Here is a 12,537-nt window from a genome sequence, read left to right as displayed (position 1 = left end):
GGATTCTGGAGGTGGGGTGGGGCATCGTGGGTCTCTCGAAAAGGGAAAGGGCCTGGGCAGCAACCGAGGGCGCTGCAAACAATAGCTTTCGCTTTTGGAAATCAAATGATGCAAATGCACCATTCTTGAAACCGCGCGGCCGAGCCCCGCGCGCGTCACCGGAACATGGGATGGGCATGCGGCGGCGGGGCTGGAAGACTCCCCGCATGACCTTCACGGCCGGTGTCCCGCGCGACTTCAGCGACCTCCTGTTGCGGCTGTACCGCCTCTCGCACGAGTTGCCCATCGACGCCTTCCAGGACGCCGCGCTCGACCTCCTCAAGCCCGTGCTGCTCTTCGACTCGTCGATGTGGGGCACCGCCACCCGCACCGACCACGGCATCGACATCCACACGATCCACCTGCACAACCAGCCGCTCGAGATGGTCACGGCCTACGAGCAGGTCAAGCACATGGACACGGCCGCCGGCGAGGTGGCCAAGCAGTCGAACGCCACGCTCGCCTTCAATGCGCAGGCGTGGTTCTGCCGCGACGACCAGGCCGAGCTGCGCGACTACGGCCGCCGCTTCGAGCAGGCCAACTTCTTCATCACCTCGGATTCGAACCCGCAGACGAGCTTCGTCCACTGGCTCAGCCTGTTCCGCGCCGACCCGGAAGCCCACGGCACGGAGGAAGAGCGGCAACTGCTCGCCAGCCTCGCGCCGCACGTGATGCAGGCGCTGGCGCTGAACCGCGTGATGCACCTGGACCGCCTCGAAGCGGGAAGCGCGTCGCCCGGCGGCTCGGCCATCGGCGACCTGCGCGGCGTGCTGTACCACGCCGACCGGCTGTTCGAGGCGATGCTGAAGGCCGAGTGGCCGGCCTGGCACGGCCGCACGCTGCCCGATGCGCTGCTGCAGCACTTTCTGCAGGGCCACGCGCGCTTCAACGGGCGCGAGATCGTGGTCACGCACCGCGTCGAGCAGCGCCTGCTGTTCCTCAAGTGCCGCCATCGCTGCCGCGCCGACAGCCTCACGCCGCGCGAGCACACCATCGCCGAGCTGCTGGCGCGCGGCGACACCCACAAGGAAGTGGCCGCCATCCTGAACCGCTCGCCGGCCACGGTGCGCAACCACATCCAGTCGATCTACGACAAGCTGCAGGTGGGCAACGTGGCGGGGCTGATCCACGAGCTGCGCCTCGCAGGCTGACAACCGCCCTGCCCAAAAGAAAAGGCGCCGAGGGCGCCTTTCTGTTTGAGTTCGCGATGCCGCTACTTCGGCCGGATCGCGTCCGCCGTGCCCTGGATGAAGGCCTTGATGCTCTCGATGTCGTCGCCCGAGAGCTTGCCCGTGAAGTCGGGCATGCCGCGCGACATGGCCGGGCCCTTGAGCACGAACTTGTCGAGGTTCTCGATGTAGGCCGGATCGAGGTAGCCCAGGTTCGGGATGTTGCCGCCGCGGTCCACGCCCGGCACGCCGTGGCAGAACACGCAGTTGCTCACGTACAGCATGGTGCCGGCCTGGACCTTGGCGGGGTCGTACTTCACGCCCTGCACCAGCTTGGCCATGCGGTACTCGACGAACGCGGGCATCTTGGCCGTGCCGCCGACCGCGAAGGTGTAGACCGTGCCCGGGCCCTGGCGCTCGGTGGCGCGCTGCGCCAGGCCGTACACGCCGCCCCAGCCCACGGCCACCGACACGTACTGCTTGCCGTCCACCATGTAGGTCGCGGGCGCCGCCACCACGCCGGTGCCGGTGGGCGTTTCCCACAACTTCTCGCCGGTCTTGGCGTGGTAGGCCACCAGGCGCCCGTCGGCCGTGCCCTGGAACACCAGGTCGCCGGCGGTGGTCAGCGTGCCGCCGTTCCACGGCGAGGCGTAGTCCACGCCCCAGGCTTCCTTCTGCTTGATGGGGTCCCAGGCCACGAGGCGGCCGAAGGGCTTGCTCGTGGGCGGCTCGACGTTGGCGAACTTGCCCAGGTTCCAGCCCAGCGCCGCATGCGGGCGCCCGGGTGCGTTCTCGTCGAACTTCCAGGCCTTGTCGTCCATCAGGTTGATCGGCACGTGCTGGGCGGGCAGGTAGGCCAGGCCGGTCTGCGGGTTGTAGGACATCGGGTGCCAGTTGTGCGCGCCGAACGGGCCCGGGATGCTGTCGCCCGGCTTCTCGTTCTGCCGCGCGGCGGGGACCTCGATGGGCCGGCCGTTCTTGTCGTAGCCCGTGGCCCAGTTGACCGCGACGAAGTTCTTCGCCGAGATGAACTTGCCGTTGGTGCGGTCGATGACGAAGAAGAAGCCGTTCTTGGGCGCGTGCAGCAGCACCTTGCGCGCCTTGCCGTTCAGCTTGACGTCGGCCAGGATCATCGACTGCGTGGAGGTGTAGTCCCAGTTGTCGCCGGGCGTCTCCTGGTAGTGCCACTTGTACTTGCCGGTGTCGGGGTCGAGCGCGACCACCGAGCCCAGGTAGAGGTTGTCGCCGCCCTTGGGGCTGCGCGCCTTGGCGGCCCAGGGCGAGCCGTTGCCGGTGCCCACGTACATCAGGTTGAGCTCGGGGTCGAAGGCGAAGCTGTCCCACGCCGTGCCGCCGCCGCCGGCTTCCCAGTACTTGCCGCTGGGGTCCCAGGTCTTGGCGGCGCGCGCCATCGACTCGTCTTCGAAAGGCTTGCTCGGGTCGCCGGGCACCACGAACCAGCGCCACTTCTGGTCACCGGTCTTCGCGTCGTAGGCGGTGACGTAGCCGCGCACGCCGTACTCGGCGCCGCCGTTGCCGATGATGACCTTGCCCTTGAACACGCGGGGCGCGCCGGTGATGGTGTAGCTGCCCTTCTGGCCCTCGATGGTGTTCTTCTCCCACACCTTCTGGCCGGTGGCGGCGTCCAGTGCGATCAGGCGGCCGTCGTAGGCGGCCACGTAGACGCGGCCCTCGTACAGCGCCACGCCGCGGTTGACCACGTCGCAGCAGCCCCTGAAGCCTTTCGTGCGGTCGACCTGCGGATCGAAGGTCCAGATCTTCTGCCCGGTGCGCGTGTCGATCGCATGCACGATGCTCCACGAGGCCGTGACGTACATGATGCCGTCGACCACCAGCGGCGTGGCTTCCACGCCGCGCGTCGATTCGAGGTTGTACGACCAGACCAGCCCGAGCTGCTTCACGTTGCCGGTGTTGACCTGATCGAGTTTGCTGAAGCGCGACTCGGCGTAGTCGAGCCCGTAGCTGGGCCAGTCGGGCGTCTTCTTCGCCGCGTTGGCGCGCACGAAATTGCCGTCGACGCGCTTGGCGGCCGCGCCGGCGCGGTCCTGCGGGCTGGCGGCCGTCTGGGCCAGCGCCGGGGCCGCCAGGCCCAGGCACAGCAAGGCGCCCGCAAGCAGGCGCCGCCCGGAAAGAGGCTGTGTCGTTGTCGTCTTCATCGGGGTCTGTCTCCTTCTTCGTTCTGCCCCAAGGATCGTTCGCACGGCATCGGCCTTCACCCCCGGGATTTCCCCAATCAAGCCTTGTTCCATTGCGGAACACATTCGAAAGGGTCCCTGAACCCGGAAGAGGCGGCGAACCCATGGCGCTCGACAGGCTCGGCACGGCGGATGCGCCGCGCCAACTCTTTGCCAGCACGCCGGCGCAGCGCGTGGCGCTGGCGCGGCAGCAGTTTTTCGAAGAAGGCGTGCGCCCCTCGGGGCTGGTCGGCGAGGCGGTCATCCAGTCGTGGATGCGCTGCAGCCGCACCCACGCCGACCGGCAGCGCGTGGTGGCCTTCGACGCCGTCACGCCCAGCCGGCTGCACACCACGCTCGCGCGCAACCGCGAGCTGCTCGACGTGGCGCGGCACGAGCTCGTGCAGATGGAGCACATGCTCGCGGGCACCGACTGCCGCGTGATCCTCACCGACCGCGACGGCGTGGTGGTGCATGTCACGAGCCAGCCCGCCGGCACGCACCAGCCCGTGCTGCGCCAGACCGCGCGCCTGGGCGTGAACATCTCCGAGCGCGTGGTGGGCACCACGGCGCCGGGCATCGTGGCCAGCACCGGGCAGGCCTGCACCGTCGACGGCGCCGAGCACTACTACGACGTGCTGTGCCACATGCAATGCGCCGCGGCGCCGATCCGCGACGTGAGCGGCCAGCTCGCGGGCGTGCTCGACCTCACGGTGGAGGCGCGGCGCTTCGGCTTCGACGCGGCCTCGATGGTCGCGCTGCACGCCACCATCATCGAGAACCGGCTGTTGCAGGCGCAGTCGCGCGACCACCTCATCCTGCGCTTCCAGGCCAGCCCCACGCTGCTGGGCACGCCGCTCGAGGCGCTCGCGGGCATCGCGCCCGACGGCACCATCGCATGGCTCAACAACGCCGGCGCGCGGCTGCTGGGGCGGCTGCCCGAGGCCCCCGACGACCGCGACGTGGAATGCCTGCTGGGCCACGACCTTGCGAGCCTGCTGCGGCTGGGCCGGCGCGAGGCCGCGCAACCGCTGCGGCTGGCCAGCGGGCTCGGCGTGTGGATGCAGGCGCAGCTCAAGGGCGCGGACGGTGCGGACTTCCGGCACGCGGTGGCGATGCCGGAGATGGCGAGCGCACAGGTCGAGGCGCCGGTGGCGATCGACGTGCAGGCGCAGCCGCCCGTGGCGCTTGCACCCGCCAGCGACATCGAGCCGGTGCCGCCCACCGAAACCCTGCGCGAGCACAGCCGCAAGCTGATCGAGGACACGCTCGCGGCGCACGGCGGCAACGTGTCGCAGGCGGCGCGTCAGCTGCGCGTGTCGCGCGGCACGCTGTACCGGCGGTTGCGCGGCTGGCGCGACGACGACAGCAGCGCGGTAGCGGACTGACGGTTCAGGCGCCGGCGCGGGCCAGTGCGCGCGCGCGGCGCGCCTTCGCATCGGGCTGCAGCGGCCGCAGGTAATCGTGCAGTGCCAACGCCGCCGCCCCGACGGCAGGCGCAAGTTCTTCGTAGCGCGCCGTACGCAGTTCCGGCGCAGGCATGCCGGCACGCTCCGCGTGCCCCTTCACGCCTTCGAACGCCGCCTGCGCGAACTCCGGATGCTCGGCGCAGACCTTGCCCCCGAGCACGATCGCGCGCGGGTTGAAGGTGACCCACAGGTTCTGCAGCAGCACGCCGAAGAACGCAGCGGCGCGCGCCATGTCCGCGCCCTCGCGCGCCAGCACGCGCGAACCGAAGAAGGCCTCGGCGCAGCCGCGCCGGCCGCATGAGCACAGCGGCCCGTCCAGCTGCAGGATGGTGTGGCCGATCTCGCCGGCCATGCCTTGCGCACCGGTGAAGAGGCGGTCGTTCAGCACCACGCCCGCGCCCACGCCCACGTCGCTGTTGACGAAGATCAGCGGGTCTTCGCCCTCGCCCGCCGCGAACTCGTACTCGCCGAGCGCGGCGGCATCGGCGTCGTTCTGCAGCTGCACGGTCACGCCCGGCAGGCCCGCCGCGGCCAGCGCCTTTTCGAGCGCAGGCAGCAGGTTCACGTTGCGCCAGCCGAGGTTGGGCGCGAAGCGCACGACGCCCGTGCAGTCGTCCACCGCGCCCGGCACGCACACGCCGATGCTCGACAGGCGCAGGCCGCGCTCGTCGAGCTGCGCATGCGCCGCCGCCGCCATGCGCGCGAGCTGCGCGCACACGCGGGCCGGCGTGCCGTCGTCCAGCGGCTCGGCCTGCGCGTGCAGCACCTCGCCCTGCAGCGAGACGCACACGAGGCGCAGCGTTTCGACGGCGATCTCCACGCCCATCAGCGCGCGCACGCCGACGTTGATCCGCAGCGGCGTGGACGGCCGCCCGAGCCCGTCGGCCACGGCGGCGCCCGATTCGCTGAGCCAGCCCTCGTCGAGCAGCTCGCGCACCAGCAGGCTCACGGTCGATTTGGTGAGCCCGCTTTCGCTCGCGAGCCGCGCGCGCGACAAGCCCGGCTGCGCGCGCAGCAACCGCAGCAGCACGCTGCGGTTCAGGCGCTTGAGCAGCTGCTGGTCGCCGATGGTCTTCATGTCATGCCGCTGCCGTGGCCGCGGTTGCCGCGTGGTGCGCCTGCTCCCGCCCCTCGGGCCGCTTGCCGGCAATGATCATCCCGAGCACTTCGTCCTCGGTGACATCGGCCGTGCGGTAGGTGCCCACGAGCTTGCCGTTCTTCATCACCGCGAGCCGGTCGCTCAGCGAGAACACGTCGGGCATGTCGTGCGTGATGAGGAAGATGCCGACACCGTCGTCCTTCAGCTGCTTGACGAGGCGCCCGACCATCGCCGTCTCTTCGGGGCCGAGCGCGGCGCAGGGCTCGTCCATGATGAGGATGCGTGCGTTGAAGTACAGCGCGCGCGAGATCGCCACCACCTGCCGCTGCCCGCCCGACAGGCGCCGCACCGGGATGCGGATGTTGGTGAAGTTCTTGTTCAGGCGCTGGAACACCTTGCGCGCCTGCACTTCCATGAAGTGGTCGTCCAGCGTGTTCCACGCCGTCATCTTCTCGCGGCCCAGAAAGAGGTTCGCCACCGAGTCCAGGTTGTCGGCCAGCGCGAGCGTCTGGTAGATGGTCTCGATGCCCTGCGCCTGCGCCTCGGCAGGCGTGCGGATGTGGACCTTCTCGCCGGCGATGAGCGTGTCGCCCGAATCGATCGGGTAGGCACCCGCAAGCATCTTCATCAGCGTGGACTTGCCCGCGCCGTTGTGGCCCAGGAGCGCCACCACCTCGCCGGGGTAGAGGTTGATGCTCACGCCGTCCACGGCCTTCACACCGCCGAAGGCCTTGCGGATCTCGCGCAGCTCGACGAGCGGTTTTGTCTTGTCGATGTCGGCCATGTCAGTTCTCCCCGAACTTGCGGCGGTAGAGCACGTCGAACACCACGGCCACGATCAGCACCTGGCCGATGATCACCATGCGCTTGCCGATGGGCACGTCGAGCAGCAGCATGCCGCTGTCCAGCGACTGCATGATCAGCGCGCCCAGCACCGAGCCGAAGATCGAGCCGCTGCCGCCCGCCAGCGCCGTGCCGCCGATGACGGCCGCCGCGATCACGTACAGCTCCATGCCCGTGCCCAGCGAGTTGGTGCCCGCGTTGAGCCGCGCGATCGACACGATGGCGGCCACCGTCACCAGCACCGCCAGCAGCGCGAACAGCATCAGCGTGACGCGCTGCACCGGAATGCCCACCAGCGCCGCCGCGTCGGGGTTGCCGCCCATCGCGAACACATAGCGGCCGAAGCGCGTGCGGTGCACGATGAACGACAGCACGATCGCCACCGCCGCCCAGATCAGCACCGGGATCGGAATGCCCTGCGGCTCGCTCTTGGACGAGATCTGGTAGCTGTTCATCACCCAGGCGAAGCCGACCACCACCGCCACCGGCACGGCCGTGAGCAGCACGTCGAGCCACAGCGCCTCGGTCGGCATGTCGTAGCGCTGGCGCGCGCGGCGCTTTTGCACCATGCGCCCGAACAGCACCAGCGCCACCAGCCCCGCGAGCACCCAGCTGGCCGTGACGCCGATGCCGCCGTCGTAGCCGCCGCCCAGGCGCTGGAAGAACTCGTCGTTCACCGGCTGCGTCTTGCCGTCGGCCACCAGGAAGGCCGCGCCGCGAAACGACATCAACCCGCCCAGCGTGACCACGAACGATGGCACGCCCAGCACCGCCGTGAGCCAGCCCTGGTAGATCGACACCAAGAGCGCCACCGCGAGCCCCGCCAGACAGGCCGTGGGCCACGACCAGCCCGAGGTGTACTGCAGGTAGGCGATGAGCACGCCGACGAAGCCCATCACCGAACCCACCGACAGGTCGATGTGGCGCGCCACGATGATCAGCACCATCACCGTGGAGACGATGCCGACCACCGCCGTCTGCTGCGCGACGTTGTAGAGGTTCTCGGGCGAGAGGAACACGCCGCCCGACATGACGCTGAACGCCACCGCCATCACGGCCAGCAGCACGCACATCAGGAGCAGGCGCAGGTCGATGCCGGTGCGGCGCCACCAGCCGGGTGTTGGATCGCTCATTTTTTTCAAGCCCCCTCAGGACGGACTGCAGGTGCGCAACCGTCCCGCCGGCAGGCCCTTGCGGGTCGGCCGGAAACCATGTTGCGAAGAGATGGAGGGCGCGTCCAGCGAGAAGCTGAACGCGCCGGTGGTTGCGGCGTTACTTGCAGGCCGTGGGCGCGCTCGCACCCGAGACGCCCTTGCACAGCTCGTCCTTCTTGATCCAGCCGGCCTTGACGATCACGTCGAGGTTGTCGCGCGTGATCGGCACCGGCGTCAGCAGGCGCGAGGACAGCGAGAGCTTCTTGGCGCCGCCGGCCCAGGGCGCGGCCTTGTCGACCGGCTTGCCGGCCGCGAGCGACACCGCCGCCGTGGCGGCTTCGCGGCCGAGCTCGCGCGAGTCCTTCCAGATCGTGGCCGTCTGCGTGCCCAGCGCCACGCGGTTCAGCGCGGCGAAGTCGGCGTCCTGGCCCGACACCGGAATGCCGCGCAGGCCCTTGGCCGTGAGCGCCGCGACGGCACCGCCGGCCGTGCCGTCGTTGGCCGCCACCACCGCATCGACCTTGTTGCCGTTCTTGGTGAGGATCTGCTCCATGTTCTTCTGCGCGACCTCGGGCTTCCAGCCTTCGGTGTACTCGTCGCCGACGATCTTGATGTCGCCCTTCTTGATCGCGGCGTCCAGCACCTCCTGCTGGCCAGCGCGCAGGAAGTCGGCGTTCGGGTCGCTCGGCGAGCCCTTGATGATCACGTAGTTGCCCTTGGGCTTGACCTTAAGGACTTCGCGCGCCTCCATGCGCCCGACCTCGACGTTGTCGAAGGTGATGTAGAACACGCCCGGCGCCTCGATCAGCCGGTCGTACGCCACCACCGGCACCTTCTGCCGCGTGGCCTTCGTGACGGCGGGCAGGATCGCGTCCTTGTCCATCGCCAGCACGATGAGCGCCTTCGCGCCCTTGGACATCAGCCCCTCGATGTCGCCCAGCTGCTTCTCGGGCGAGCCGCCCGCGTCGGCGCTGATGTACTTCGCGCCGAGTTTTTCCAGCTGCGCCTTGATCGCGGCCTCGTCGGTCTTCCAGCGTTCTTCCTGGAAGTTGGACCAGCTCACGCCGACCACGGTCTGCGCCATCGCGCCCACGGCCGTGAGACCGAACGCCAGGGCGGCCAGGGTGTGTTTCGTTGTCAGTTGCATCGGTGTCTCTCCTCAGAACGGTGTGCCGGGGTAGTTAGTTTGAGTGGCGAACTAACTATCCCATCGGCGGGGGGTTCCGGGCACCCGGGAATTCCCCGAGACGTGGGCGAAGGCACGGATGGGTGATGAGTTGGCTGTACGAAGAAGGATTGCCTGGTGCGGTGAGCTCATGAGCCGGCATGAAAAAAGGCCCCCGAAGGGGCCTGGTGTGTGATTGCGCTTCTCGCGCTGGGCCTGCGGCCAGGACTCCTCCCCTACGCCGTCAGTGCCACCACTTCCGCATCGGTGAGCTTCTGCGGCTGGTAGCGCACCGCGCGGACGTGGAAAAAGGGTTGATTGCTGCCGCCGTAGGACAGGTTTCCAACGCCAAGGTTGGCAAACGGCGGGACCGTTGGCAGGGCAGCCTTGAGGAGTTGGCCGTTGCACGCGAACCGAAGGCCATCGGCGCCATAGCTGAGGGCGACCTTGACCGGGCTCCCAACAGGTGTTCCCTGGAGTCCAACCGAGACCGTGTTCGGCCCGGACGGACCGTTGACAGCCGAGTAGGCGTAGGCGAGTGCCGATGCAGTGAACCCGATGCCCACGCGATTTCCGACCGCTGTGCCAATCTCGACAAGATTCCTTGCCGTTGTGTCTCCCTCTTTCGGCCGTCCAAACTCCATGAAGATGGTGCCTTCAGTGGCATTGCACCAGCCCTTCTTTGCATCGACGAGGACGAGATCACCTGCTCTCGTGGTTGCCCCGGAGGTAGCGGCGTCTGCCTGTCGGGTTGTTGTTGCTGAAGTGGCGCCGTCAGCGAGACGCGTCACCGTCGCCGTCGTTGTCGGGATGTAGCTCGACGCGGACGACGCCTGTTCCAGCTGCAAGCCCGTGAACTTGAAAGTCCGGGCGCTGTTGGTTCCGTACTTCCAGATACCCGACACAGTACTGGGAACGGATGCATCAGTGGTCCGCGCGCCCGTGAGGCGGTACACGCCGCCCCCGACATGCGTCATGGTGCAAGCGGCGGGAGAAATTGGCGTGTTCGCGATGACGAGCGCGAAGTCCGCCGCGCCGCCAGACGCGGGCATGCTGGGCGCTCCGCCGTCATCCATTTTCACGAAACAGGAGATCACGTAGGTGGTCGACGGCGCAAGAACAGGCGACTTGGCGGCATAGAACGCGAACGTGCCGGCCGGCGGCGGTGCAGGGAATGCGATGCCTGTCGTAAACCCCAGCTCGCTCCAGGACGCCGCCGCGCATCCGATCCTGACGGACGCATCCGCAAGCCCGTTGCGAAACTCGCTCTCAGTCAGCAGATTCGTACTGGACACCTCTTGCATGAGCCAGGGTGCGATGGTCAGGTCGGCGGGGTTGTAGGTCATCCGCGCGGCACCCGCCGCAGCGGTCTTCATCACACCCGTGGAGTCGAAGTAGGTGCCGATGGATGCGCGGCTGGTGAAGGTCTCGGTGCTCGGGATGTAGCTGGTGGCGAACGCACCGGCTTCGAGCTGGGCACCCCAGGCCAGGCAGGCCCCGTTGTCCGCTCGCGGTCCAGAAACTACTGCGTAGACTGTCAGAACATCGCCCACCGCGATGGCTATCTTCGACGTGTAGGTACAGCGAAACCACCCATTGCCCGCATCACGCATCTCCCAACCCGCCCCAGAAATCAACGGATTCGCACCGTGCAGGATCACGCCTGCGCCGATGTCGTTCGTCGCAGTTGTAGTGTTGCGCAGCAGCAGGTCCACGTTGGCAGTCCTCGACACGTTCTTCAGATAGATCGAGTACTTCATCACGGTCGCCGTCGCGACGGCGCTCTGCGTGTTGGGTGTGGTGGACGTCCCCGAAAACTCAACCGCTCGAAGCGTGCCATCGGGCGCCAACCTTCCCGTGACGCGTGACATCCCGCCGCCCGTCCAGGGCGACAGGTGCATGTCGCCACTCTTGAGCAGAATGTTCGTGCGCTGTTCCTCCACCATCAGCAAGGGCGGCAGCGTCAGGTTCGACGGCTCATAGCTATTGCGCGCCACGCCCGCGCCTGCATAGCGCATGACACCATCGGCGTCGTAGTAGCTTCCAATGGACGCGCGCCCGGAGAGGGCCTCGACGTTGCAGATATAGGAGCTGGGGAATCGCCCCTCCTCGAGTTGCGCGCCCCAAATGTAGAGACCGTCGACGCCGTTGCCCACGCTCCCCGACGCAGTGCCGGGATAAATCGCCGCGACCAGCGTTGCGGATGCATCCGTCGTGAAGACAATCTCGACCCTGCGCCACCCGTTGCCAACATCGACCACCCTCTTGGACGCGTCCACAAAGCCGCCGGAGGCGGCGCCTGACACAACCATCGTGGACAGATTGAAGGGAATGCTGACGCAGTCGGCGCCTGCTGCACCTCGGGCATAGATCCACCCGTTGAGCGCGCCAGCAGGCTTCGCGTAGAACGAGTACGCATAGGTGGTCGCGGTCGCAGCTTTCGCGATGCTCTGGGAGATGTGGCCGTTGCCGGCGTTGTTCGTACTGTTCAAGATCAGCTTGCACGCATCCCATCGCCCATTGGGAGCGATGGCAGCGTCCGGGACCGGCGTAGCGCCCGATCGGGTCCATGCCGAAGACCTATCGAATCGCGACGAGAAGGAAAGCAGATTCGTTCGCGTGCTCTCGATGAGTAGCCCTTTGGCGACCTTGGTGAGGGGGTCGTGGTCGAAACGCGGCACGGGGCCCGGCGGCTTCGGTTGAATCCAGCCCTGTGCATTGACGAAGGTACCTTGTGCTGCCCCTGCGAAGGTGAACAGTTCGGCGAATGTTTTTTCGGTGAGCGTGGTGGTCATTGCGTTTCGATGCTGTTGTGGGTAAGGGGCCAGCCCGCGGAGATGTCATAGGCCTCGGTCTCGGCCTCTGTCCGGAGTTGGTCGATGGCGGCGTGGTGCGTGCGCTCGGCGCTGAAGCACGCCTGGACATGCAGGCCGATCGCTCGGGCCACACCGCGAAGTTCGTCGATGGTCAGGCGGGCCCATCCGCTGTCGGCCTTGAAGTCGACAGCGTCGATGCCCGCAATGTCGGCGTTGACGATCACCGCCGTGATGCGGTCCTGGTCGGGCTTGCCCGTGAGAACACGCACGCCGTTCTGCAGCGTGATGCCGCCAGTTTCGATTTCCCATCGATGCTCGGTGACGCGCTCGCGCAGCGAGCGACGACGGTCCTCCATCGTTCGCGGATCGAGCCAGGCGCGTTGCGTCCAATCGAACACGTGGTGCTCGCCTGGCTTCGGCGGCATGTCGACGGGCGTCCCATCCGCGATGTATTGGTCGAATCGGGCTTTGCCCACATAGACAGACTCGCCTTCGAAGGCCTGACTGAGGCACTCGTCCTCGGAGCCGACATAGCCTGAGCGAACGACCTCTCCGGTCGCGGTTCTATAGACAGTGAAATCGATCATG

At 67.7% G+C, this 12,537-nt stretch carries 9 protein-coding genes; 2 read left to right on the top strand and 7 right to left on the bottom strand.

Annotated elements, in window-relative coordinates:
- Window positions 1-206 precede the first annotated feature (206 nt).
- Complete coding sequence (locus AC07YS_RS12380) at window positions 207-1,190, top strand: helix-turn-helix transcriptional regulator (protein WP_493195187.1); 984 nt, start codon at window positions 207-209, stop codon at window positions 1,188-1,190.
- 62 nt (window positions 1,191-1,252) lie between these two features.
- Here the strand turns inward: AC07YS_RS12380 and AC07YS_RS12375 are convergent, their stop codons facing one another.
- Entirely contained in the window at window positions 1,253-3,385 is a 2,133-nt protein-coding gene (locus AC07YS_RS12375) for a PQQ-dependent dehydrogenase, methanol/ethanol family (protein WP_062473911.1), read from the bottom strand.
- 143 nt (window positions 3,386-3,528) lie between these two features.
- Here AC07YS_RS12375 and AC07YS_RS12370 point away from each other — a divergent pair, with 143 nt between their 5' ends.
- Window positions 3,529-4,791, top strand: a complete 1,263-nt coding sequence (locus AC07YS_RS12370) for a helix-turn-helix domain-containing protein (RefSeq protein WP_495267923.1) — start codon at window positions 3,529-3,531, stop codon at window positions 4,789-4,791.
- Between the two features lie 4 nt (window positions 4,792-4,795).
- Here the strand turns inward: AC07YS_RS12370 and AC07YS_RS12365 are convergent, their stop codons facing one another.
- The 6 genes from AC07YS_RS12365 to AC07YS_RS12340 all read right to left on the bottom strand — a co-directional run bounded on the left by AC07YS_RS12365 (window position 4,796) and on the right by AC07YS_RS12340 (window position 12,536).
- A complete protein-coding gene (locus tag AC07YS_RS12365) occupies window positions 4,796-5,950 on the bottom strand; it encodes an ROK family transcriptional regulator (RefSeq protein ID WP_070062991.1) in 1,155 nt (384 codons plus the stop codon).
- Between the two features lies 1 nt (window position 5,951).
- Window positions 5,952-6,755: an ATP-binding cassette domain-containing protein gene (locus tag AC07YS_RS12360; RefSeq protein WP_095747145.1), complete on the bottom strand. Its 804-nt coding sequence runs from the start codon at window positions 6,753-6,755 to the stop codon at window positions 5,952-5,954.
- A gap of 1 nt (window position 6,756) precedes the next feature.
- Window positions 6,757-7,947 (bottom strand): sugar ABC transporter permease, encoded by a 1,191-nt coding sequence (locus AC07YS_RS12355; RefSeq protein ID WP_070062989.1) that lies wholly within the window; start codon window positions 7,945-7,947, stop codon window positions 6,757-6,759.
- 139 nt (window positions 7,948-8,086) lie between these two features.
- Window positions 8,087-9,109: a D-xylose ABC transporter substrate-binding protein gene (gene xylF, locus AC07YS_RS12350; protein WP_495267996.1), complete on the bottom strand. Its 1,023-nt coding sequence runs from the start codon at window positions 9,107-9,109 to the stop codon at window positions 8,087-8,089.
- A 260-nt stretch (window positions 9,110-9,369) separates the two neighbouring features.
- Window positions 9,370-11,928 carry a phage head spike fiber domain-containing protein gene (locus AC07YS_RS12345; RefSeq protein WP_495267924.1) on the bottom strand — a complete coding sequence of 853 codons (2,559 nt, stop codon included), beginning with the start codon at window positions 11,926-11,928 and terminating at the stop codon, window positions 9,370-9,372.
- Window positions 11,925-12,536: a DUF4376 domain-containing protein gene (locus AC07YS_RS12340; RefSeq protein WP_495267925.1), complete on the bottom strand. Its 612-nt coding sequence runs from the start codon at window positions 12,534-12,536 to the stop codon at window positions 11,925-11,927. Before AC07YS_RS12340 ends, AC07YS_RS12345 begins: the two co-directional genes overlap by 4 nt.
- Window position 12,537: the final 1 nt, after the last annotated feature.

This window comes from Variovorax sp. GW458-11-26-14-LB1 (genome assembly GCF_059423965.1).
This window is presented reverse-complemented; position numbering and strand designations above follow the sequence as displayed.